Annotated in this window: 22 protein-coding genes; 8 read left to right on the top strand and 14 right to left on the bottom strand. The window is 68.9% G+C overall.

All coding sequences use genetic code 11. The features are described from left to right. Nucleotides 1–19: 19 nt before the first annotated feature. Entirely contained in the window at nt 20–2,368 is a 2,349-nt protein-coding gene (locus IPN02_18920; protein ID MBK9298859.1) for a DNA translocase FtsK 4TM domain-containing protein, read from the bottom strand. A gap of 257 nt (nt 2,369–2,625) precedes the next feature. Here IPN02_18920 and IPN02_18915 point away from each other — a divergent pair, with 257 nt between their 5' ends. Further along, nucleotides 2,626–3,096: a flavodoxin family protein gene (locus IPN02_18915; GenBank protein MBK9298858.1), complete on the top strand. Its 471-nt coding sequence runs from the start codon at nt 2,626–2,628 to the stop codon at nt 3,094–3,096. A 34-nt stretch (nt 3,097–3,130) separates the two neighbouring features. Then, the gene (locus IPN02_18910; GenBank protein MBK9298857.1) at nt 3,131–4,267 is read left to right on the top strand and encodes a beta-lactamase family protein; all 1,137 of its coding nucleotides are present in this window, start codon (nt 3,131–3,133) and stop codon (nt 4,265–4,267) included. Nucleotides 4,268–4,369: 102 nt separating this feature from the next. Here IPN02_18910 and IPN02_18905 read toward each other — a convergent pair whose 3' ends face one another. The 10 genes from IPN02_18905 to IPN02_18860 all read right to left on the bottom strand — a co-directional run bounded on the left by IPN02_18905 (nt 4,370) and on the right by IPN02_18860 (nt 13,979). After that, nucleotides 4,370–5,038 carry an alpha/beta fold hydrolase gene (locus IPN02_18905; protein ID MBK9298856.1) on the bottom strand — a complete coding sequence of 223 codons (669 nt, stop codon included), beginning with the start codon at nt 5,036–5,038 and terminating at the stop codon, nt 4,370–4,372. Nucleotides 5,039–5,129: 91 nt separating this feature from the next. Continuing rightward, entirely contained in the window at nt 5,130–6,791 is a 1,662-nt protein-coding gene (locus IPN02_18900; GenBank protein ID MBK9298855.1) for a ribonuclease J, read from the bottom strand. Between the two features lie 82 nt (nt 6,792–6,873). Beyond that, on the bottom strand, nt 6,874–7,752 hold the full coding sequence (gene dapA, locus IPN02_18895; GenBank protein ID MBK9298854.1) for a 4-hydroxy-tetrahydrodipicolinate synthase: 879 nt from the start codon (nt 7,750–7,752) through the stop codon (nt 6,874–6,876). A 108-nt stretch (nt 7,753–7,860) separates the two neighbouring features. Next, a complete protein-coding gene (locus tag IPN02_18890; GenBank protein ID MBK9298853.1) occupies nt 7,861–8,493 on the bottom strand; it encodes a transcriptional regulator in 633 nt (210 codons plus the stop codon). Between the two features lie 15 nt (nt 8,494–8,508). Then, nucleotides 8,509–9,408 (bottom strand): ferritin-like domain-containing protein, encoded by a 900-nt coding sequence (locus IPN02_18885; GenBank protein MBK9298852.1) that lies wholly within the window; start codon nt 9,406–9,408, stop codon nt 8,509–8,511. A gap of 97 nt (nt 9,409–9,505) precedes the next feature. After that, on the bottom strand, nt 9,506–9,688 hold the full coding sequence (locus tag IPN02_18880) for a hypothetical protein (protein MBK9298851.1): 183 nt from the start codon (nt 9,686–9,688) through the stop codon (nt 9,506–9,508). Then, a complete protein-coding gene (locus IPN02_18875; protein ID MBK9298850.1) occupies nt 9,685–10,455 on the bottom strand; it encodes a helix-turn-helix transcriptional regulator in 771 nt (256 codons plus the stop codon). The genes IPN02_18880 and IPN02_18875 overlap by 4 nt, the downstream gene beginning before the upstream one ends. A gap of 93 nt (nt 10,456–10,548) precedes the next feature. Continuing rightward, the gene (locus IPN02_18870) at nt 10,549–11,193 is read right to left on the bottom strand and encodes a TetR/AcrR family transcriptional regulator (GenBank protein ID MBK9298849.1); all 645 of its coding nucleotides are present in this window, start codon (nt 11,191–11,193) and stop codon (nt 10,549–10,551) included. Between the two features lie 79 nt (nt 11,194–11,272). Beyond that, nucleotides 11,273–12,211, bottom strand: a complete 939-nt coding sequence (locus IPN02_18865) for an SURF1 family protein (protein MBK9298848.1) — start codon at nt 12,209–12,211, stop codon at nt 11,273–11,275. 130 nt (nt 12,212–12,341) lie between these two features. Then, nucleotides 12,342–13,979, bottom strand: a complete 1,638-nt coding sequence (locus IPN02_18860) for a long-chain fatty acid--CoA ligase (GenBank protein ID MBK9298847.1) — start codon at nt 13,977–13,979, stop codon at nt 12,342–12,344. A 415-nt stretch (nt 13,980–14,394) separates the two neighbouring features. On the opposite strand from IPN02_18860, the gene IPN02_18855 reads away from it, so the two are divergent. Then, nucleotides 14,395–15,030: a hypothetical protein gene (locus tag IPN02_18855; GenBank protein ID MBK9298846.1), complete on the top strand. Its 636-nt coding sequence runs from the start codon at nt 14,395–14,397 to the stop codon at nt 15,028–15,030. Here IPN02_18855 and IPN02_18850 read toward each other — a convergent pair. Both IPN02_18850 and IPN02_18845 read right to left on the bottom strand, forming a co-directional pair. Next, entirely contained in the window at nt 15,001–15,366 is a 366-nt protein-coding gene (locus tag IPN02_18850; GenBank protein MBK9298845.1) for a hypothetical protein, read from the bottom strand. The two genes, IPN02_18855 and IPN02_18850, sit on opposite strands and share 30 nt — an antisense overlap. Before the next feature lie 1,296 nt (nt 15,367–16,662). Continuing rightward, complete coding sequence (locus IPN02_18845; GenBank protein MBK9298844.1) at nt 16,663–17,025, bottom strand: hypothetical protein; 363 nt, start codon at nt 17,023–17,025, stop codon at nt 16,663–16,665. A gap of 74 nt (nt 17,026–17,099) precedes the next feature. Here IPN02_18845 and tadA point away from each other — a divergent pair, with 74 nt between their 5' ends. From tadA to IPN02_18830, 3 genes are all read left to right on the top strand, one after another. Continuing rightward, the gene (gene tadA, locus IPN02_18840; GenBank protein MBK9298843.1) at nt 17,100–17,696 is read left to right on the top strand and encodes a Flp pilus assembly complex ATPase component TadA; all 597 of its coding nucleotides are present in this window, start codon (nt 17,100–17,102) and stop codon (nt 17,694–17,696) included. A gap of 834 nt (nt 17,697–18,530) precedes the next feature. Next, a complete protein-coding gene (locus IPN02_18835; protein ID MBK9298842.1) occupies nt 18,531–18,803 on the top strand; it encodes a hypothetical protein in 273 nt (90 codons plus the stop codon). An 840-nt stretch (nt 18,804–19,643) separates the two neighbouring features. After that, the gene (locus IPN02_18830) at nt 19,644–20,000 is read left to right on the top strand and encodes a hypothetical protein (GenBank protein ID MBK9298841.1); all 357 of its coding nucleotides are present in this window, start codon (nt 19,644–19,646) and stop codon (nt 19,998–20,000) included. Nucleotides 20,001–20,044: 44 nt separating this feature from the next. On the opposite strand, the gene IPN02_18825 is transcribed toward IPN02_18830, so the two are convergent. Continuing rightward, the gene (locus IPN02_18825; GenBank protein MBK9298840.1) at nt 20,045–20,218 is read right to left on the bottom strand and encodes a hypothetical protein; all 174 of its coding nucleotides are present in this window, start codon (nt 20,216–20,218) and stop codon (nt 20,045–20,047) included. A gap of 29 nt (nt 20,219–20,247) precedes the next feature. On the opposite strand from IPN02_18825, the gene IPN02_18820 reads away from it, so the two are divergent. Then, on the top strand, nt 20,248–20,919 hold the full coding sequence (locus IPN02_18820; GenBank protein MBK9298839.1) for a hypothetical protein: 672 nt from the start codon (nt 20,248–20,250) through the stop codon (nt 20,917–20,919). A 1,016-nt stretch (nt 20,920–21,935) separates the two neighbouring features. Further along, nucleotides 21,936–22,406 (top strand): hypothetical protein, encoded by a 471-nt coding sequence (locus IPN02_18815; protein MBK9298838.1) that lies wholly within the window; start codon nt 21,936–21,938, stop codon nt 22,404–22,406. Nucleotides 22,407–22,568 lie beyond the last annotated feature (162 nt).

Below are 22,568 nucleotides of genomic sequence, written 5' to 3'. Positions count from 1 at the left end.
GGCGCCGGCCGACAGTGCCCTAAAACTGGCCTGCGTTGATCAGCTCGTCGAGTTCCTCGGGCGTCATGAGAACCGTGCGGGCCTTCGAGCCTTCCGACGCGCCGACGATCCCGCGCTCCTCGAGCAGGTCCATCAGGCGACCCGCCCGGGCGAAGCCCACGCGCAGCTTGCGCTGAAGCATCGAGGTCGAACCGAGCTGCGAACGAACGACCAGCTCCCAGGCCTGCTTCAGCAGTTCGTCGTCGTCGTTGGGATCGGCGGCGGAGGCGGTCACCGGATCCTCGCCCCCCGGTCGGTCGGTCTCATCGGCGACTCCCTCGGTGTAGCGCTCCTCGACCACCGGGGCCTGCTCGCGCCAGTGGCCGACGATGTCGCGCACCTCGCTCTCCTCCACCCAGGCGCCCTGGATGCGCTGGGCGACGGACGCTGCCGGGCCGAGCAACAACATGTCGCCCCGTCCGACCAGGCGCTCGGCGCCGACCTGATCGAGCACCACCTTCGAGTCGGTTGACGAAGCCACGGCAAAGGCCATGCGGGCGGGCACGTTGGCCTTGATCACGCCGGTGATCACGTTGACCGACGGACGCTGGGTGGCGATCACCAGGTGGATGCCGACGGCGCGGGCCATCTGGGCGAGACGGCAGATCGAGTTTTCGACGTCCCGCGGGGCGACGAGCATCAGGTCGGACAGCTCGTCGACGACGACGAGGATGTAGCGCATCCGCTCCCACTCGCGCTCCTCGCCCAGTGGCGAGTCGAGGCGGCCGGCGTCGTAGTTGGCGTTGTAGCCGCCGATGTCTCGCACGCCCGCCTCCTGGAGCAGGTCGTAGCGCTTCTCCATCTCCCTCACCGCCCAGTCGAGGGCGTTGGCGGCCTTCTTCGGGTCGGTCACCACGCTGGTCAGCAGGTGCGGGATGCGGTCGTACTGGGTGAGCTCCACCCGCTTGGGGTCGATCAGGATCAGCCCAACCTGGTCGGGGGTGACCCGCATCATGATCGACGTGAGGATCGAGTTGAGGCAGCTCGACTTGCCGGCACCGGTCTGGCCGGCGATCAGCACGTGGGGCATCGTCGCCAGGTCGACCATGACCGACCGGCCGTTGATGTCACGCCCGACGCCGACCTCGAGCGGCGCCCGAGCCTTGGCCGCCTCCGCGGAGGTGAGGATGTCGCCCAGCGCCACGACGTCGCGGTCGTCGTTGGGCACCTCGACCCCGATCGCCTGGCGGCCCGGGATCGGGGCGATGATCCGCACATCTGACGAGGCGAGTGCGTAGGCGATGTCGCGGTTGAGGTTGGTGACCTTGGCCACCTTGACGCCCACGCCGAGCTCGAGTTCGTAGCGGGTGACCGTCGGGCCGACCACCATGCCGACCAGGCGGGTCTCCACCCCGTGCTCAGCAAGGGCCGCCTCGAGGCGCTGACCCCGTTCGGCCACCGCCTCCTCGTCGACCTCCCGAGTGTCGCTGCGGCTGAGCAGGTCGATGCGGGGCAACACCCACGAGGACCCGGCGGCCGGGTCGAGATCCATCTCCAGCTGCTCGGGATCGACCGAGTCGTCAAAGGGGACGACCACCTTGGGGGGCCGGGGCGGGGTGACCTGGGCCTTGGTCGAGGTGGACGGCGGCGGACCGGTCGGCGGCAGCGCGGGCGGCGTCTCGAGATGGCCGGTGGCCGGGTCGTTGTCCTGGTCGAAGAAGCGCCCCCGATGCCCACCGGGCCCGTCCATCACGCCGGTCGGCGCATCCGGGTCGACCTCCTCCTCGGTGGCCGGTCCGTCGAGGATCGCCTCGCGGGGCCCCAGGCGGAACAGTGCGCCCGCTCCGTCGCCCATCAGGCGTCCCACCGGTGCCAGGGCAACCCGGGTATCGCCGGCAAGCGTGCGCATGCGGCGGCCGGTCAGCAACGACACGGCGAAGAACAACACCACCGGCATCAGCGCCAGGGCGCCCCAGCGGCCCAACAGGGTGCTGAGCGGGTTGGCCACCAACCAGCCGAACAGCCCACCGGCGTTGTCGTTGGCCACGCCGACGCCCACCTCGCCCATTGGCGGCGGGTCGACGATCAGGTGGGTGGCGCCGGTCAGGCTGGCGAAGGCCAGCAGTGCTCCAACCAACCGACGGCGGGTGCTGGCCGCCGACTCGGCGTCGATCTCGTTGGGGCGGGCGATCAGCCACACGCCCAGCGCGACGGCGAGGACCGGGACCACGTAGGCAAACAGGCCCGCCACGTCGATGACGACGTTGCGAAACAGGCGGCCAAGCGCACCGCCGAAGCCCCCGTAGATGCCGAGCCCGCAGATGATCGCCGCACCGATCAGCAAGGTGCCGGCGACGTCGTCCCCGTAGCCCTCGAAGGCTTCGCTCAACCAGCCCGAACGCCCATTGGCACCGGGCTTCTTGGTGTTGCGGGTACTGGAACGGCCAGAGGACTTGGGCGCGGACCGGCCGCGGCTGGTCGCCGTCGATCGCCCCGCGCGTCCCGCCACCGAAGAGGAGCGGGTACCCGAGGACCCAGCGCTGCTGGACCGATTGGATGATTTCTTCGTAGCCACGTCACCGTCCAAGGTAGTTGCGACCGGTGACGATCTGGCGCACCCTCGACCCGGATGGGCCAGGCTTGGGCATGGCCCGCCTGCTCGTGATCCACCACACGCCGTCACCGGATACCCACGCGATGCTCCACTCGGTGTGCGACGGGGCGACCGCTGCTGGCGACGAACTCGAAGGCGACCTCGAGGTCGTCCTCCGCCCGGCCCTGGCGGCGGTCGTGCCCGACGTGCTCGACGCTGACGGCTACCTGCTGGGCACCCCGGCCAACTTCGGTTACATGTCGGGGGCGCTGAAGCACTTCTTCGACACGGTGTACTACCCGTGCCTCGACGCCACCCGAGGTCGCCCCTGGGGGCTGTGGGTGCACGGCAACAACGAGGTCGACGGCGCCGCCCTCGCCGTCCAACGCATCGTCACCGGCCTCGGCTGGTCGGCGGTCAGGCCACCGGTGCTCGTCGTCGGGTCGCCGACGGTCGACGCCTCCGAGCGGCTGTGGGAGCTCGGCGCGGTCACCACCGCAGCGGTGCTGGAGTCCTGCTCCTAACCTCGTTGACCAGACCAGCATGGGGGCAGACGAGATGACCGAGATCCACGGAACCTGCGACGACGAGTTCGAGCCGGTGCAGGCGGCGATGGCCGCCAACTTCGACAGCGGGCAGGAGCTCGGCGCCTCGGTGTGCGTCACCCTGGGTGGGAACCCGGTCGTCGACCTGTGGGCGGGCGACGCCGACGAACACGGCCGCCCGTGGCAGGCCGACACGATCGTCAACGTCTACTCGACGACCAAGACGATGGCCGCCACCGTCATGTTGATGCTGGCCGACCGGGGCGAGATCGACTTCAGCGCGCCGGTGGCCACCTACTGGCCCGAGTTCGCCGCCAACAACAAGGAAGGCGTGCTCGTCAGCCACGTGATGGCCCACAACGCCGGCCTGTCGGGCTTCGACCCGGCCATCGCTCCCGAGGACCTCTACGACGAGGAGGCGGTCGAGCACCACCTTGCGGCGCAGCGCCCATGGTGGGAGCCGGGAACCCATTCGGGGTATCACGCCATCTCCCAGGGCAACCTGGAGGCGGGCATCGTCCGACGGGTCACCGGCCGCTCGATCGGCACGTTCTTTCGCGAGGAGGTGGCCGAACCGCTCGGCGCCGACTTCCACATCGGTCTGCCCGCCTCGGAGGACCACCGCGTGGGCGACCTGGTTCCCTCCGGCGCCGGGCTGGACGGGACCGACACCGCCATCGACTCGATCGCCGCTCGCACGCTGCTGAGTTGCCCGCTCGATGCCACCGAGACCCGGACCCGGGCCTGGCGAGGCGCCGAGATCCCGGCCGCCGGCGGCACCGGCAACGCCCGCTCGATCGCCCGGGTCCACGCGGCGCTGGCCTGCGGTGGCGAAGTGGACGGGGTGCGGCTGATGTCGCCGGGGGGAGTCGAGCGCATTTTCGAGCCTCAGAGCGAAGACGTCGACCTGGTGCTGGGCATGAAGATGAAGCTGGGCATGGGCTTCGGCCTGATGAACGAGTCGATCCCGCTCAGCCCCAACCCCCGAGCCTGCTTCTGGGGTGGCTGGGGCGGCTCGATCGCGCTGATCGACGTCGATGCCCAGCTGACGGTCAGCTACGCGATGAACAAGATGGCATCCGGCCTCGTCGGCGACCTGCGCGGCGCCATGATCGTCATGTCCGCCTACCAGGCCCTCGCACAGCTGTAACCGTCGACACCATCACCGCTCAGAGCGATGTGCGAAACCCTCCCGGGTGGGTTGCGCATGCTCCTCGGTACCAAACCCTCCGGTGAGGGTTTCGCATGAGGGTCACTCCGGCCCAGCTTGGAACCGTGCGATGAGGTCGGCGATCTCCGCGGCGTGGGTGTCCTCGTGCATCGCGTGGTCGCCGCCCTCGATCACGACCAGCCTGGCGTCGGGCATCTTGTGTTCGAGGTACCGACCCGAGCCGAGGTATTCCGGGCGATCGGCGCCCCCGACCAGCACCAGCGTCGGCGTTTCGATCCCGGCGAGCCGGTCCATGACCACCGAGTCGTGTTGCAGGTTGAGGTTGGCCACCCGTTCGGGAACGCCGAAGCGATGGGCGTTGCGGCGCGACCGCTCGTTCCAGGCCTCCCGCTTCTCGGGGTCCCGAAAGCCGGGGCCGGTGTTGAGCACGACGATGCCTGTGGTCGCTCCCGGCCGGGTCGCCGCATGCGCGAGCGCCATGTAACCGCCCAGCGAGTGTCCGACGAGCAGAGCGGGCTCGTCGAGGGTGGCGAGCACATCGTCGAGGTCGGCCAGGGCCGCATCCCTCGAGAACTCCTCAGGATCATCCGGACAGGGCGACTCGCCGTGGCCGAGCAGGTCGACCGCCATCGTGAGGTGCCGGTCCGAGAGCGTCTCAGCGACTGCGTTCCAGGTGGTCGCCGAGGCGCCGAGGCCGTGGAGGAACACGATGGGCGGGCCGGAACCCCGGCTGATCACGTTGAGGCGCACCGGGTGACGGTAGCCAACAGGCCGTCGTCGAGGCGTTCATCGCCCGACCCCGTGCCAGTGCCAGTGCCAGACCCGGATACCTCAGAGCGGGTCAGGCCTCGAGGACCACCGGCACGATCATCGGCCGGCGGCGCGTGCGCTGGTTGACGAACGACCCGACGGCCTTGCGGGCCGCCTTGGCCACCTGATCGGCGTTACCGCCGCCCGAGAGCGAGTCGTTGATCGCCTTGGCGGCGCGCTTGCAGCCCTCGGCAAGCAGGTCGGCCGACTCGACCTCCTGCACCCAGCCGCGGGTGCTCAGCTCGGGGCCGGCCACGATCTCGCGTCGGTCGAGATCGACCATCACGACGATGTTGACCACGCCCTCCTCGCCGAGCACCTGACGGTCGCGCAGCACCGACGAGCCGATCTCTCCCACCGTCTTGCCGTCGACATAGATGTACTCGGCCGGGACCCGGTCACCCCTGGTCAGGCCGTCGTCATCGAGCACCAACGTGTCGCCGTCCTCGCACACGAGGATGCGATCCGTCGGCGTGCCCATCTGCTCGGCGATCTTGGCGTGGTGGGTCATGTGGGTGAACTCACCGTGCACGGGCACGAACCAGTCGGCATGGGTGAGCGACTGCAACAACTTCAGCTCTTCACGCTTGGCGTGGCCGGTGGCGTGCACGTCCTCGATGCCCGAGTGCACCACCTCGACCCCCTGGCGGGTCAGCTTGTCGATCACCTTGTTGACCGCATGCTCGTTGCCGGGGATGGGGTGCGACGACAGGATCACCACGTCCTCCTCGCCCACGTTGAGCCAGCGGCTCTCGCGGGTGGCCATCAGCGTGAGGGCCGACATCGCCTCACCCTGCGAGCCCGTGGAGATGACGATCACTTCGCCAGGTTCGTACTTGCTGATCTCCTCGATGTCGATCAACGCGTCGTCGGGAATGTGCAGCACGCCCATCTCGCGCGCCATCGCCACATTGCGCTTCATCGAGCGCCCCAGCGTGGCCACCTTGCGGCCGTACTCGATCGCCGCGTCGGCGATCTGCTGCACCCGGTGGATGTGGGACGCAAAGCAGGCGGTGACGATGCGTCGGCCCCGGTAGCGGTGCATCAGGTCGTACAGCACCTTGCCCACCTCGGTCTCCGAGACCGAGTAGCCCGCCGAGCCGGCATTGGTCGAGTCGGCGAGCAGCAGGCGGATGCCCGGATCGGTGGCGATGGAGCCGATGCCGGACAGGTCGCAGAGGCGACCGTCGACCGGGGTGAGGTCGATCTTGAAGTCGCCGGAGTGCAACACCGTGCCCTGGCCGGTGGTAATCGCCGTGGCCACCGCTTGGGGCACCGAGTGGGTCATTGCGAAGAACTGACACGAGAACGGCCCGATCTGGTGGGTCTCGCCGTCGCGCACCTCGTTGAACTCGGTGCGCCCCAGCAGGCCGTTCTCCTCGATGCGCGGGTAGGCCAGCCCCAGGGTCACCTCGGTTCCGTAGAGCGGGAAGGACACGTCGGGCAGCAGGTAGCTGAGCGCTCCGACGTGGTCCTCGTGGCCGTGCGTCAACACGCAGCCGACGATCTTGTCGGCCCGTTCGTGCACCCACGAGAAGTCGGGCAGCACGATGTCGACGCCCAGCATGTCGTGGTCGGGGAACATGAGGCCGCAGTCGAGCAGCAGGATCTGGTCCTCGTACTCGAACGCCGCGCAGTTGCGTCCGATCTCTCCCAGGCCGCCCAGGAACGTGATTTTCAGTGGTGATGCCATGTGGGAGGCACCCTACGTGCCCGGTGGACCAACACGCGCAACACCGGGCACTCAGCGGTCGTGCCCGTCGAGTTCCGCTCGGCTACCGCAGGCCGGCCAACACGTCACGGGCTCGGTCCTCGAGGCCTTCGGGGGCCGCCCCCACCGGTGGACGACACTGGCCAACCGACAGCCCGAGCACCCGCATCATCGCCTTGGTCGGGATCGGGTTCGGGGTTTCGTCGCCGCCTTCGAACGCGAACGACGGCAACATCCTGGCGTTCTGGCGGCGGGCCTCGGGCAGGTCGCCGGCCTCGATGGCATCGAAGAACGCCTGGAACTGCTGACCGACCCAGTGGCTGGCCACCGAGATGACGCCGACACCGCCGACCGCGATGATCGGCAGGGTCATCGCGTCCTCGCCGGAGTAGATCTCGAACCCCGCTGGAGCGGCGGCTGCGACGACGGCGGTGACGGTCGGCGTGTTGGCCGCATCCTTCACCGCAACGATGTTGTCCACCTCGCGCGCCAGCGTCAGCAGTGTTTCGGGCTCGATGCGGCGGCCGGTGCGCACGGGAATGTCGTAGAGCACAACGTCGAGGTGGGTGGAGTTGGCCACCCGGGCAAAGTGGTCGGCCAGGCCGGCCTGAGAGGGCCGCGAGTAGTACGGCGTGACGACGAGCACGCCCTGGATGCCCGTGTCGGACACCCGCTTGGTCAGCTCGATCGTCTTGGCGGTGTCGTTGGTGCCGGTGCCCACCAGGATGGGCACGTCGACCGACTCGCGCACCCGTCGGGTGAGCGCCACCACCTCCGCCTCGGACAGCACCGGGCCTTCACCGGTGGTGCCGGCGAGGACCAACCCCTCGGAACCGTTTTCGGTCAGCCATTGGGCCAGCCGGGCGGCCGCATCGAGATCGAGCCCACCGCGTTCGTCGAACGGGGTCACCATGGCGGTGATTACCCTGCCGAACCTCGCCATGTCGCCTCCTTGTCGATCACGGCACGGTCGCCGGGATGCACTGCGTCTCGTCGGACCCACATCGTGCCACGGGGCGACCCCATCACCGTAGGAGATACCGGGGCCCGGTCAGTCGATCCCATCGTTGCGACGACGCCCGAGGGTGGCGAGCAGGTTCTCGTGCAGCTCGAACCACACGGTGTGATAGCTGTCGACGCCGGGCCGGACGAACCAGTCACCCTCGCCGGAGCGCACCCGTGCCAGCGCCAAGCTCAACCGCGGCCGGTACCCCGCCAGCCTGGGTAGGGGTGACTCCAACTCGGCGAGCAGTCCCTCCGCCCGCCGGTGCAGTGCTTCCAGCTCTGCGATCACCGCTGCGTCGTGATCCTCGTCAGCGTGGTCGTTGGGCACGTCGACACCACCCACGGTCCGCACCTGCCAGGCCGATGCGACCCGCAGCACCTCCGGGTTAAGCAGCAAAAACCGCCGGTAGAGCACGTCGGTGCGGGCGCGCGCGCCGGTGACATCCAGTTCCTGGGCCAAACGCCGCTCGCCCTCGGCACGGCCGTGACCGGTGAGCATCCAGCCGGGAAAGCGACCGGGCCGATATCTGGCCCACCCCGATTCGTCGAGGTGGGCCAGCACACGGTCGATGTCCGGCTGAGGCCATCCCGACCGCTCGGCAACATCGGGCGCGTCGGCGACGGCCAACAACCGCAGGGCGAGCAGAGCGCCCGTGATCGGGTCGGGGGCCGGCCCCACAGCCAGAGCGGCCGGTCAGGCCTTGGCGGCGGCGGCCGCATCGTCGGCGGCGATCTGCTCGAGCGAGAAGTTCTCGTACTCGTTGCCGGTGTCGACCAGGTCCTCGAACTGGATCACGCCGAGCTCCTCGTAGCGGCGGCGCAGCCAGGAGTCGTTGCGGTCCAGCAGGCCGAGCTTCTTGGCGTTGGGCACGATCTTGGAGAAGAGCATCATCTGAAACAGATCCCGCTCGGGGACGGCCATCGTGGCCTGGATGGCCTCCTTGACGTTCATGCCCATGCGCTCCCACACCTCCTGTTGGAGGAAGCGGTCGCGCATGCGGACGCCGGCTTCGAAGGCGAACTGTTGGCGCTCGAAGATCTCGGCGTCGGTCAGCTCGGCGTAGTACTCCCGCAGCGACAGCACACCGAAGGCCACGTGGCGGGCCTCGTCGCTCATCACGTAGCGCAGCAGCTTCTTCAGCAGCGGCTCGGTGGTCATCTGCTGCATGAAGCCGAACGCGGCCAGCGCCAGCCCCTCGACCATGATCTGCATGCCCAGGTAGGTCATGTCCCAGCGGGTGTCGCTGACGATGTCGTCGAGCAGCATCTTCAGGTGGGCGTTGACCGGGTACTCACCGCCCCACTTGTCCTGGAGGTACTTGGCGAACACCTCGACGTGGCGGGCTTCGTCCATCACCTGGGTGGAGGCGTAGTACTTGGCGTCGATCCACGGCACGGTCTCGACGATCTTGGCGGTGCACACCAGGGCGCCCTGCTCGCCGTGGAGGAACTGCGACAGGGTCCAGACGTTGGACTCGATGGCGAAGCGCCCAAAGTCGGCGTCGCTCAGGTTGGTGAAGGGGCCGCCGAGCGCCCGCATCTGATCCGGGGTGGAGGCGACGCCGGCGTTGGCGATCGCGTTTTCGGCAACCACCTTCTCCGGGTCGACCTCGGTTTCCCAGGGCAGGTCGGTCTCGCCGTTCCACTGGGCGTTCTTGGCCTTCTCGTACAGCTTGTTCAGCGCCGGGCGCTCACCCCTTGTCGTAGTTCCACGTGTAGATCGTCTCCGCGTGGTTCTGTACGTGGTGAACCACCTCGTCGCGGTCGGTGTTGGTGACCGCCAGGATCGACTCGAGGTCGTCGATCTCGTCCCGGCCGATCATCGAGCGGTTGTCCGCCGACATCGGGTCGGTCGTGGGCATGGTGTCGGTCATTGCGCCTCCAGTTGGTGATTGGCTTGATTGGTCGATGTCGTTTGTTCGGAACTGTGGTGTTCGAGATGGCGGGCCCGCCCGAACTCGCTCGTGCGCTCGGGAAAAAGCCCCGGCAGGAGATATCGGGAGGCGAGATGAGCGACGATGTTGGGATCCTCGACCGCCAGCCCGCCGGGCAACTCGGGCTGCAGCGCCCGGGCGACCACCAGCCGTGCGCCCCATTCACCGATCGTGCGAGCCCGATCGGGATCACACAGGTGACTCAGAGCCGGCGCCGCCACCTCGCCAAGCCTGACGTAGACGTGCGAGGCACGATCCATCAGCACCTCGGGCAACAGCAGCTCACGTTCGTGCTCCAACAGCCGTGACAGCACGGGGCGCCGCCACATCGCCTGGATCGCTCCGGACACACCCAGCGCCACCGCCCGGACCAGGTCGTCGGTTCGGGCCACCTCGCCCAAAACTTCGGCGACGACGTCGCCCGCTTCGCGTTCGACCACGGCCCGCAACCACTGGTCGCGCCCTCCCGGGAACCGGCGGTACAGCGTCGCTCGGGAACAGCCGGCCTCCTCGGCCACATCCCCGGCGGTGGTCTTGGCCACCCCCCACCGAGCGATGCAGACCGCCGCAGCATCGAGCAGTGGCGCCACGTCGTCGTGCTGGGGCTGGGCCGCCCTCGCCAGCCACGACAGGGCGGCAGGCAGCTCCAAGGTGACCGGCTCGTCGTCGAGCGCACCGGGGATGCGGATGTCGGTGAGCGTGATCATGGTGGGCGCGCCCAAGGTGCCGCCGGAACGGCTAGTGCTTTGGTCGATCACCTGCATCGCTTGAAACACTAAGACACGATGTGTCTCAGCGCATCAGCGGCTGGCGTGTCGTTCGTCACGCCCTGTGTCGGTGGGCATCACGTTCGGCACTGTGACCGACGCCAGGATTCCGCCGAGCAGCTGGGTGCGGACCAGGTGGGCCACCCGCGCCTCGTCGGTGAAATCGATCGATGCCGGGCTGCCCAGGTAGCTCAGGATCAAGGTGGCCAGGTAGCGCGAGGCCTCGTCGTGGTCGACCCCCGGGGCCAGGTCGCTCGAGAAGCGATCCAACAGGTCGGCCAGGTAGGCCGACAACAGGGTGAACACCGCGGGCTCGAGTTCGTCGAGGAAGAGGGCGAACTCCTCCGCCTCCTGGTGCACCAAGCGTTGCAGCAGCGCATGGTTCTCGGTTCGGAGCACGCCATCGATCAGGCCTCGGGTGAGGCGGCCCTCCAGCGTCGTCTCCTCCGCCACGGCGTTGGCCAGGTTGCGCCAAAACTCGGCCACTTCTGTGGCCAGCGCGGTGCGCAGCAGCTCGTCACGACCGTCGGGGAAAACCCGGTAGAGGGTTGCGCGGGACAATCCGGCCTCGCGGGCAACCGCCTCCAGGCCCAAGTCGTTCATGGCGACGTCATCCAGACAACGGACGGCGGCCTGGGCGAGGCGCCGCTTCGGGTCGTCCTCAGCCAGCCCGAACAACGGGTCCAGGCGGGCCGTAGGACGGCCGTGGCCGTCCTGGTCCTCAGCGACGAACGGGTGCGTCGCGATGGCCAGCCCCTCAGCCCTGCGTGGACGGTTGGACGCGCCGGGGTGACCCTGGAGAGGTGTCGGCCTCCGATATCGTCGCGTCGGTGGGCCGTGCCGGGCCCCCGCCGGGGGTTCCGCCTCCAGTGCTGCGGCCACCAGGCCCACCGCCGCCGTCCCCGGTGCCATCGTCATCGCGAGCGAGATCTCGCTCCTCGTACTGGCGCGCTTGGCGCCGCAGCATGAACGGGTACCCGAGGGCGAAGATCAGGGCAAACACAAACCACTGTCCGGCGTAGCCCAGATGCGGACCCAGGTCCGGCTCCGGCCGAGGCACCGGGGCCAGCTCATCGCCCGACGTCGCCGGCTGCTGCTCGATCGCCACGACCGCTACCGGGTCGAGGGGCACGCTCACCTGTTTGCCCAACCGTGCCAGGTCGAGCCGGTTGAACCGCTCCAACTGGCCGGGCCGATCGTCGGTCCCCCCGAAGGCGCCGCGCTCAGCGGTGGTCTGCACCCAACCGGTCACGGTCACCTGGCCCTCCGGCGGCGCCACCGCAGCGACGGGAACGCCTTCCTCGCCGAGGGCAAGCTGAACGAAGCCACGCAGGACCGCCACCGATTCGGTGGGCGAAATCTCCAACGGGGTGACCACCCAATAGCCGGCCTGGCCGTCCTGGGTGCGGTTGGCGACCAGCACCTCCTCGTCGGCCAGGTAGGTGCCGGTGGCGGTCACCGTCCGGTAATGCAGCGCTTCGGGCTCGTCGGTCCCCTTGTCGGGATCGACCAAGGTGTCGACCGGCACCGCAGGCTGCGCGGCGCTCAGCTCGATGGCGTCGGCAATGTCCTGCTTCTCGTGCAGCCGGTCGAGCTGCCAAAACCCCAACCTGACCATGAGCAGGACGGCGGCGATCAGCAGTACGTGGGTGGCGATCCACCACGGTCGAAGGAGAAACCGGTATCGCTCGGGCACGCCCAGGCTACCCGGCCCGATCTCCCCCCGCCGCCGCGCAATCACGTTGCAGCTTCGACCCCGCCTGCGACCCGACGGCAAGTCCCCACAAGGTGAGACCCGCCGTCGGGACGGTCGCCGGTCGCCGACCTCAGGCGTCCTCGACGCCCGGCAGCTGGTAATCGGCAAACTGATCGCGCAGCGTCTTCTTCGAGAACTTGCCGACCGAGGTCTTGGGCACCTCGTCGATGAAGACCACGTCGTCGGGGATCCACCACTTGGCCACACGGCCGTCGAGGAACTCGAGGATGTCCTCCCTGGTCGCCTCGGCGCCATCGCGCAACACGACGCAGGCCAGCGGTCGCTCCGCCCACTTCGGATGACTCACCGCGATCACCGCAGCCTCGGCCACCGCCGGATGCGCCATGATCTCGTTCTCGAGCTCGACCGAGCTGATCCACTCGCCGCCGGTCTTGATGACGTCCTTGGTGCGGTCGACCAACTTCATGTAGCCCTCGGGCAACATGACAGCGACGTCTCCGGTGCGGCACCAGCCGTCCTCGGTCATCGCTGCGTCCGAGCGGTCGTCGTTGTAGTAGCCGTTGGTGATCCACGGCCCGGCCGCCTGCAGCTCGCCTTGGGTCTCGCCGTCCCAAGGCACCTTGTTCCCGTCGGGGTCGACCACCCGCAGCTCGACGCCCAGCACTGGCAGGCCCTGGGAGGCGCGCAACTCGTCCAGCTTCTCCTGCGAAGAATCCTCCAGGGTGGAGATCACCTTGGCCACCGAGCCGACCGGCGAGGTCTCGGTCATCCCCCAGGCCTGAAGGATCGGCAGGCCGGTGACCTCTTCGAAGCGCTTCGACAGCGAGGTCGGTACGGCCGAGCCGCCGCACGGGACCACCCGCAGCGACGAGGTGTCGCGGCCCTCCAGCTCCTCGACGACACCCATCCAGATCGTGGGCACGCCGGCTGCGAGGGTCACCCGCTCCTCCTCGATCAGGCGGGCGAGGGTCGGCGCCGACAGGTCGGGGCCCGGGTTGACCAGTTTGGCGCCGGATGCCACGGCGGCGTGGGCCAGACCCCAGGCGTTGGCGTGAAACATGGGAACGACGGGCAGGATGACGTCGGCCTCGGTCACGCCGATCGTGTCGGCCAGCATGGCGGCCATCGTGTGCAGGAACGTGGACCGGTGGGTGTAGGTGACGCCCTTGGGGTTACCGGTGGTGCCCGACGTGTAACACATCGATGCTGCGGCCAACTCGTCGTTGCAGCGGAACTCGGTCCACTCGGCGGCGGCGAGCAGCTCCTCGTAGTCGTGCACTTCGGGTCCGCCGTCGAAGCTGGGGATCTCGCTCGGGGCGCCATCGTCCATGACGACGAGGTGCTTCACCGTGGGCAGCTCGCCGATGCGGGGCACGAGCAGGCCCAGCAGGCTGCGATCGACGAAGATCACCTCGTCCTCGGCATGGTTGACGATGTAGGTCAGCTGCTCGGGGAACAGCCGCAGGTTCAACGTGTGCAGCACCCGACCGCTGCACGGCGCCGCAAAGTACAGCTCGAGGTGTCGGGCGGTGTTCCATGCAAACGTGCCGACGCGGCCGTCTTCAGAGATGCCCAGGTTGTCGAACACGCCGGCCAGGCGATGGGTGCGCTCGGCCCACTCGCCGTAGGTGGTTCGCTCCACCCCGGCCGCGGTGTTGGTCACGATTTCCCGGTCGGGAAAGTAGGTCTCGACCCGGTTGACAAAGTGGTCCAGTGTCAGTGGACGGTCCTGCATCGTGCCGAGCATCGGCGCTCCCCCATGGCTGAAACGACGGCGTGTTCCGTCGTCGACTTCACCCTAGCGCTGTGGTTTGGGCTCACCGCCCACACGGCGGGAAGCCGCAAACGGGGCGGGCGCACCCGGGTTCGTCTCCCCGGTGAGAAATCCCCTTGCCATTCGGGGGAGACAACGCGCACACTGGTCATCCGCTCGACCTCGCCCAGCGCGAACGATCGAGCGGCGGTGATCCAAAACTCGGGGGGTTCTCGGCACCGCAACGTGGCTCTCGGCAAATGGACCGGTGACCGAACGGAGGAGAGCATCCGTGACTCAACTGACGGGACCGAAACCCGTGGCGAACAGTCGAGGTTCGAAATCCGCCGGCGGGGTTGAACTTTCAAGTTCGGACCGCGGCCACCCCAAGCGGGGCCTCGATCGGACGATGCTGCCCAACGGACGGGCCGTTCTGGGTGGCTTCCTCATCGCCGCATCGGGCGTGGGGCTCTTCGCCGCATACCAACAGGCTCATGCCGCCCCGGTGGACAAGTTCGTGGTCGCCACCCATCCCTTGGCTCCAGGCGACGTGATCGAGCGAGCAGATCTCGGCCTGGCGCCGGCCGAGTTGCCCCCAGAGATGGCCGGTCAGTTGACCGACGACTGGCGCTCGTTGGTCGGAAAGGAGACGACAGCTGCGGTCGGCCAAAACCAGTTGCTCAGCCCGGCGTCGGTCGTCGAGCCGGGAAACATCGACGGTCCCGCTCGGCGCGTCTCGCTGGAGTTGAGCCGCGCCAGCGCACTCGACGGCGATCTTGAGAGCGGGGCGGTGGTCGACGTGCTCTCCAGCACCGAGGGTGACTCCGAAGCGACCGTGGTCGCCAAGCGTTCACGGGTGCTCGCCGTCAATGCCGACTCCACCGGCGACCTTGGGCAACTCGGTTCGCTGGTCGTCACGATCGAGGTGGCCGACGAGCGGGCCCTGGCCGCCATCGTCGGCGCCAGCGCGTCAGGCAAGATGACGCTTGCCGCACCCACGCCAGGCCCAGCGACCTCAACGAACAGCGGGTCCGGCCATGGCTGAGCGCTGGGTGGTGCTGGGGCTGGCGCCGCCCCGTTCGGCACAAGGGGGCGGACCGCGATCTGATCGCGGCGGCGAGGGACGCCCGGCGCAGCGACGCTGGTCGTCAGCGATGCCCGGATTGATCACAACTGGCTCGAGCTCGGCGCCGCAGCGCTTCTGCCCGACGACTTCGGGCGCGACGACCTCACCGGCGCGCTGAGCGTCGCAGCCGCGCCGATCAGCGATGCCCACTCGATCGAGCCACTCGCTGAAGCGACCGACGAGCGGTGGGCCGGTCGCCTGATCGCCGTCATCGGGCGCAGCGGCGCCGGCACAGTCGACCGTTGCGATGGCCACCGCCCAGGCGGTGGCCGATGGTAACGATCGATGGCACCGTTGCCCTGGCCGACTTCTCGTTCGGTGCGTCCCAGGCGCTGTACCACGACACCGGCGATGTCGTACCCGGCGTCGTGGAACGACCGAGGCTCACCGTCACGGACACCCGGAGCGGGACGGGGGTGCGCGAGCACCTCTTCGAGCTCCCAAACCGGCACTACCACCTGCTGGTGGGGCTGCGACGCGGCGTCACTGGACGGCGCTGCGACCCCGCGTTCGGGGCGGGGCTCGATGGGCTGCTCGCCACCTTGCCACCGTGGTGGCCGACCTCGATGCCGATCTGGACGGCGAAGCCGAAACGCGTCGGCCGACACCGAGAACAGCACGTGGCGGCGCACGGTGTTAGCGGCTTGCCGACCTGGTGCTGGCGGTCAGCACGCCCAACGTGTGGGCGTGGCCCATCTCGTCAACCTGCTCGAGGCGATCTCGCTCGATTCGGTGCCTCATCGTCAGCCTCGGTGGTGATCAACGTTGCGATCACCTGCCCGTCGGGCCGAGTGCTGCGGGCGCTGACGCTCCAAGCACCGTCGTCGAGCTTCCGGGTCCGTGGCCGCCCGGTCAGCCGGACCGCACCGATGCCGGACCCGTCGACCGAGTCGGCCCCCAGGCGTCAGCAGCACCCGTCTTCATCCCCGAGCGGAACTCGGTCGAAGCAGTCACCGGGCGGCGGTACCGCTCCCCGCATGCATCGTCCGTCCGCTCGCTGCGAGGCTCACCGAAGAGTCGAGACGGCCGCCACCGTTGGGCACGGGAACCACACGAAGCCCCGGTGACCAGTCCGTCATGGACTTCGACGACGAAGCGCCGAGCATGACGTTCTCGCCGACCGACCGCCGGTCGGCGGAAATCCGGAGGAGGCGTCATGAGCGACCGGGCCGTCGCCGGCGGTGTTCCCGGCCCTCCGGCCTGCACCGGGGTGAAGCGCTGGCCCAGCCGACGGGTTGCCTCGCCCCTCGCCGAGATCGAGGCGAGGGTTCAACAACGCCAAGTCCATGGCCCTCGATCTCGACGTCGGCGGATCCGAGCAGGCCTTGCGGACCTGATCGCCGGGCGGGGTTGGCCGCCTGGTCGGTCGAGTGCCGCGGGGCCTTCGCAGTCAGGACATCTCCGATCCTTCCCAGGTCGCACAGCGGGCGTTCGTCAACCTGGCCAAATACGGCCCGCTCTCGGTCCTGCTGGAGGATCCCGACGTCTGGGAGATCATGGTCAACGCTCCGACGCCATCTTCGTCAAACGACATACCGGTCGAAGTGGCTTTCACCACGGGTGTTCCACGACGACGACCACGTCATCCGCACGCTGACCCGACTGCTCGACGATTCCACCGGGTCTCATCGCACGCTCGAGCCGTTGCTCGGCCTCCAGGGCGCGCAGCTCCCCGACGGGTCGAGACTTCACATCGTGCCGCACGATCTGGCCGCGCGGCGGCCGCCTGATGGTGAACATCCGGAAGTTCACCGGTGTGGCGTTCTCCTCACTCGACCAGCTGGTCAGGCACGGCATGCTGGGCGTCGCGGCCGCTCGATTTCTCCAGCGGTCGTGTCCGCCCGGCTCTCGATAGTCGTCTCCGGCGCACCCCAGCGGTTCGGGCAAGACCACGCTGTTGAACTGCGCGGCCACCTCGACCCCTCACTGCGGGTCGTCGTGGCCGAAGAGGTGTTCGAGACCGACGTTCCCTGGCCAACGTCGCCTCGATGCAGACCCGTGGCCAGGTCGGGGCGGGCCGAGAGGTCACCCTGCGTCGGCTCGTCGCCGGCTTCTTGCGGATGGCCCCCGACGTCGCCATCGTCGGTGAGGTCCGAGACCGCGAAGCACTCCCCCTGCTTCTCACCCTGTCGTCGGGAGTCAAGGGTTTCACCACCATCCACGCCGGGTCGGCTCGTCAAGCGCTCACCCGGCTGGCTTCGTCAGCCAGTTGGCCGACAGGCGACCTGCCGTTGTCGGCCCTCAACACCTTGGTCTCCGAGGCGGTAGACGTCGTCGTTCACTGCGCCGCACCGCGATGGGCCCGAGGGTTAGCGAGATCCTGGCCGTCGAGGACCTGGCCGGCGGTCCGGACGCCACCCAGTTCACGACCACGCCGGTTCTCCGGGGCCACTCCCCGACGATCCGTTGGCGTGGACCGGGCAGTTCCCCGTAGCCCGCTCTGGGCCGGTGGCAGTCCGGGACCAGCCCATCGACGCCCGATGCCCGGGTCATGGGCCGGGTCGCCGGAGCTAGGGCGTGACTTCAGCGGCCTGGCGCCGGCATCCTGGCCGGTCCCGGTGTTGCGCTGCTCGACGGCGCGCTGAGGAGATCGACGTTTGCCGGTCGCGCCCGTGGGAGCCTTCGACCTCGGCCGCACCTCGGCCCGTCACTGGTCGGCAGGGCTGGCCCAGGTCTCGAGGTCACGCAGTTCGTCGCGGTGTCGGCAACCTCCATGCCTTGGCTGACCGCGATGGTCACTTTCGGGACTTTGGGGCCTCGTGCCGGTGTTCCCATGGGGGTGCGCGTTTCGGCGTGCCCGCTCGGGCTCGTTCGAGACAACGCCGCCTCCGGCCCGGGAGCGTTCAGGGAGCGTGGCCTCGGATCATCGAAGAGATCCGCATCTCCCTGGCTCGGTGGGCCGGTCGATACCCCAAGCCTGTTCGAGGTGGGTCGCCGGGCCCCCGAAGAGCTGCGACCGCTTTCGCTGCCGCTCACCGTGAGTGGCTGCATCACCACGGACTTCGGACCGGCCCTCCCGGTCTTCAAGGGACCCGCTCGGCGATCCCACCGCCGATGCCACCGCGAGACGTTTTCGTCGCCCACCGGGCGGGGGGCTCGACCTCGACCGCCGGCTCGAAGCCCTGGCCGAAGACCGTCCACCGGATGTGCTCGAAGGCGGATGCCCGTGCGCAGCAAGCCGGCGTTAGGTTCGCCCGCCACTTCGTCCTGCTCGTGCCCCCTCGGGATGGCACTGGTCAGGATGTCGATCGGTGATGGACGGGAGAGCGTACCAAAGCGCCTGGGCCAGCTTCGGCACTGGGCGCTCGGCCCGTGCTGTCCGCCTGCTGGGTGTGGTCAGGCGGGATCCTGCGCCTGCCCAACAGGCGCAGGTGTTCGGCTCATGACCGGGCAATGGCGCTTACGCCTTCCTCAGGCTGATGGCGGGCTCGGTCTTGATCATCTCCTCCTTTCCTCAGCTCAACCCGGCGCCGTTGGCCCCAGCGGCTGCGCGCCTGCTACCCGGCAGGGGCGCAGCGGTGCGTCGCCAGGCGACGCTGAGCGCCCTGCACGGGAACGCTCGTGGCGCCCCTGGCCAAGAGCTGGGGCAGGCTCTGGCCCGCGCACCGTCGGCCTCGACGACGACGTCGGCGCTCTGCGTGAGGTTGCACCGCGACGATGACGCCACTGCCTTTCCCGGGTTCGCCAACTGATGTGGAGCCTGACCGGACTGATCGCCGGCGCAGCGATCGCTTCCGCGAAACTCCCGATCGTGTTGTCGCTCTTCGTATTAGCCGCTTCGCCGATCTTGGTCTTCCAATCCTCACCGAGCAGCACTTGGCCCGGCTCGACGAACGGCGCCGGAAGGCAGGTGCTCCACGACCTGTCGTCGCCGAGCAACTGGCACGATGCACCTATCGGCCCGGGTACTCGCTTTCTGCGTCGGTCGCCCGCCTCGGCCGGCGCTCCAGCAGCGCCTGCGCCGAGGATCTGAGTGGCGGCGCGCCGCATTCGCGGAGGGGCCTCCGGAGGGTATCAGCCCTGCGGGAGTGGGCGGAGCTGTCAAGGTCGAGGCGGTCTCCCGCCTGGTCGGGGTGCTCGCTTCCTCAACCAGGAGGCCGGCGATCTCGGCACCCTGATCGGGATGGAAAGCCCGCAGCATCCCGCCAACGAGGTTCATCGCAGGCTGATGCGACGATCGAGCGGCACGAGCAGATGGTCTGGATACCGGTCACCGTCGCCTCCCTCATTGGGGTGGTCTTCCTCGTCGTTCCCTTCATCCACGCCCTCAGCCGATTCACGGGCTGATCGGGGCAGTGCCCAACCCAGCCCCTCCTGCCGTCTTCGCCCGTTGCTCCGACACTGACCCAACCGAACCAAGAAGCTTTGAAACCGAAGGGAGCAACATGAACACCATCCAGACACTGACCGGCCCGTCGACGGCAGCCACGGAAGGCTCATCCGATCGGGTTCGTCGACAGCGCAGATGACGTCGACGCGGACGTTGGCGACCTCACCACCGACGCCATGGCCATACGCCCCACCCGCCGCATTTGGGGACCGAACCTTCACCCGGCAAACCAGACATCGAGGCAGGCGGCTCGGCACCGTCCCGCAACCCTCGAGCCGACCTGGCCGAGGGCGTCATCTCGACTGCGATCGCCGTGCTGGTGATCGCCTTCCTCAACCTGCTCATGTGGGTCGGGTTTCGGGTGATGTTCAACTCGGCGACCACCAAGGCAAACCAGACGATCGAACGGATCAGAAAACGATGCTCGGCCGGCGGCGAGAAGCAGCTCCGGCACGCTGTCGGCCGCCCTGGGGGTGACGGTGTTTCTCGCCTTCCTGCTCTTGGCCACCACGTGCTGGTGAACCTGTGGGTCGCTTCGTTGGTCGACCACGTGGCGTAGGACACCACCCGGCGTGCGGCCTCCGACCCTCGGTACGCCGACGTTCAGCCGAGGTCAAGCCGAAAGCCTGGCCTGAAGCGCGTGCCCGCCTGGGTGGCCACGCCGACCACGTCGAGTTGCAGTTCGTCGGGGACCCGACCGGGCGCTCGGTCATCCTCCGGGTGCGAAAGGCCCGGCGGCCGGTCGTCGGCGCAGCGACCCGCATCGGCGGCGTCCATACCGACGTCGTCGTCCGGCAGGAGCCATCGTGAGGCGCAGGCGTTGGGCTGACCAGGGCGTCGTCGGCGGCTCAGATGGGCTGCTGGCCGGGGTGCTCGTGGCGCTGGGGTGGGCACCGCTCATGATCGTCAATGTCTGGTCGGTCATCGCTGCCCGCACCGATGCGGACGCTGCGGTGCGGGAATACCTCCGGGTGCGCGGGCCGACAGCGCCGCTGCCGGACCGGCAGAAACCCGACGCAGCGGCGCGGGCCTCGCTTATCGCCTCCGGGCGCTCGATACGGCAATCTCAATCACACGGCCGGATGCGGCTGCCTTCGGCCCTTGCAGGCTGGCCCACGTCAGCCTTCGCCGCTCCGCTGGTGCAGGTGCCCCGGATTAGCCAACCTCGGATGGCGCACGGCGGTCACCGCCGACGGCGCCGAGGTGATCGACCCGTGGCGGGCAATGGACCGCAGTCCTGCCTGGCGAAGCAGGGGGTGTGGCATGCGCCGGGTGAGGGCACAGCGTCGGAATGCGCCCCGTCGCCGAGTGCGGCGGACCGATCGGGGTCGTCGCTGATGTTGGTCCCGGCAGGCGTGCTCGTCATCACGTCCTCCTCGGCGCTGTCGCAGTCGACCTGTCGGCGGCGCACCTGGCCCAGCGGCGGCTGGTTCAGGTCACCGAGCGTGCGCCGACGACGCCGCCGGCCTGCTCGATAGCGATGCGCTCCGTTCGGGCGGGCCGGTGCCGGACCAGCCAGGACAGGCCACCGAGGCGCAGCCAGGTTGCACCTGGCCTCGCTCGACGTCCCCGGGCTCGAGCGCCGGTGGGTTGATGTGGCGGTCTCGCCGGATGGCACTCAAGTCCGCGTCCGCAGCAGGCGGAACGGTCGGAGGCTCTTTTGGGCGGGGTCTGCCCGGGGTGTCCCCCACCTACAGGATCACCGCCCAAGCCACTGCCCAGTTGGGTTGATCGTCGTGGTCACCGACGTTGGCTCGGTCACCCGGCTCGTGCGCAAGCGAGCCTCGGCAGCCAGAAGCAGCCACGACCCGACCGGTTCCGGGTTCGTTGACACCCGACACGCTGGCCGTCCGCCGAGAGATCGACGTCTTGAGCCCACTTTTGACGCAGCGGCATCATCTGTTCGTCGGTTTTCGGAGAGGCATCCGGTGACGTGGCTCCGAGACCATTGACGCCCGGCGCCGAAACGCTCGCCTCACCGCCGCTCGCCGTCGCCGGTCGCCTGGCCGCGTTGGCTGCACTGGCCAGAATTGCTCGCCGGGCTCCATCGGCGCGGTTGGGTTCACCTGTCGCTCGAGCTGAGCACGTCATCTGGCGTCGTGGCGTCGCCACCGGCCGAGAACGTCGCGGGCGGCGACATCGACGTCCGCGCTGTGGTAGCACCGCTCGGCTCTGCGGTCTGCCCGGCAGGACCGGCCGAGCGAGCGGCGAACCACGGGCGCTGGCGACGATCATGGCATCAACGCTCCTCGCGGGGGCGCCACCTTCGCACCCGAGCTCAGGTCCGCCTGGCCGGCGTGGCCGTGGATCTCAGGTCAGGAGACCTCGACGACCTCGATGCGCTGGCCACCGGCCTCGACGATGGAATCGAAGCAGCGCGGCGATCCACCGACGTCCGGGGCGGGTAGGCACCGCACACCCGGGCAACTCCTCCGTCCGGCGACGGTTGGGAGAGCTCACCCGCCCGGCTGTCCCCCGATTGTGTGAAAGGTGGTTGCCGGTCCGTCTCGGTCTGGCAGCGGCGCTCGGGCTCACCGTGCTCGGCGGCGCGCCGGGATCCTCGTCGCCGGGCCGGGCCCGGGACCCCGCCTGGTCGCTCGACCGGATCAGCCGCCGTCTGCCCGATGCTCGCAACCGGCGATTGCCGCCACCAGCACCCGTCGACCCGACGGCGGCGGAGTGCAGGCGCTCCGCCGGATACCACTCATCGGTGCTGACCGTCGGCACCGCCCGATGGAGCCTGGGCGACGACGCATGCGACGGTCGCCTGGTCGGCCCGGACGGCGATGGCTGGAGCCAGCAAAACGCACTGCGCAACGACGGCGGGGTGTTCCTCGTCCGGCACTTCCCTGTCAACGCCTCCGATGCGGTCCGGGTCCGATCGGTAGCCACCGCCCCGGGGCCACACGGTTGTTGCGGCTTCCTCCGGCAGCGTCGGGCTCAAAGTAAGCGAGGGCGGGCATGACGCCCGACAGGGCACCGACCCCACTGCTCCCCAGCGCGACGGGGCCTGGCGCCGGTTCAGGTCGGACCGGTTCGCCGGCGACGGTCAAAGCGGCCCCGACCACCGAAGGGCGGACCATGAAGCAACACCCAGACGGTGAAGGCACCCAAAGCCGCTCAGCAC

This window comes from Candidatus Microthrix subdominans, from assembly GCA_016719385.1.
GTDB lineage: Bacteria > Actinomycetota > Acidimicrobiia > Acidimicrobiales > Microtrichaceae > Microthrix > Microthrix subdominans.
The sequence above is the reverse complement of the archived record's forward strand: the minus strand, read 5'-3'. Positions and strand labels throughout refer to the sequence as shown.

Bases quoted from the DNA above. Each gene is read 5' to 3' on its own strand.
- dapA (MBK9298854.1), bottom strand. From the start codon at position 7,752: ATGGCGAGGTTCGGCAGGGTAATCACCGCCATGGTGACCCCGTTCGAC.
- IPN02_18915 (MBK9298858.1), top strand. From the start codon at position 2,626: ATGGCCCGCCTGCTCGTGATCCACCACACGCCGTCACCGGATACCCAC.
- IPN02_18860 (MBK9298847.1), bottom strand. From the start codon at position 13,979: ATGCTCGGCACGATGCAGGACCGTCCACTGACACTGGACCACTTTGTC.
- IPN02_18880 (MBK9298851.1), bottom strand. From the start codon at position 9,688: ATGACCGACACCATGCCCACGACCGACCCGATGTCGGCGGACAACCGC.
- IPN02_18835 (MBK9298842.1), top strand. From the start codon at position 18,531: ATGGCGGGCTCGGTCTTGATCATCTCCTCCTTTCCTCAGCTCAACCCG.
- IPN02_18825 (MBK9298840.1), bottom strand. From the start codon at position 20,218: ATGGACGCCGCCGATGCGGGTCGCTGCGCCGACGACCGGCCGCCGGGC.
- IPN02_18875 (MBK9298850.1), bottom strand. From the start codon at position 10,455: ATGATCACGCTCACCGACATCCGCATCCCCGGTGCGCTCGACGACGAG.
- IPN02_18900 (MBK9298855.1), bottom strand. From the start codon at position 6,791: ATGGCATCACCACTGAAAATCACGTTCCTGGGCGGCCTGGGAGAGATC.
- tadA (MBK9298843.1), top strand. From the start codon at position 17,100: ATGCAGACCCGTGGCCAGGTCGGGGCGGGCCGAGAGGTCACCCTGCGT.
- IPN02_18855 (MBK9298846.1), top strand. From the start codon at position 14,395: ATGCTGCCCAACGGACGGGCCGTTCTGGGTGGCTTCCTCATCGCCGCA.
- IPN02_18910 (MBK9298857.1), top strand. From the start codon at position 3,131: ATGACCGAGATCCACGGAACCTGCGACGACGAGTTCGAGCCGGTGCAG.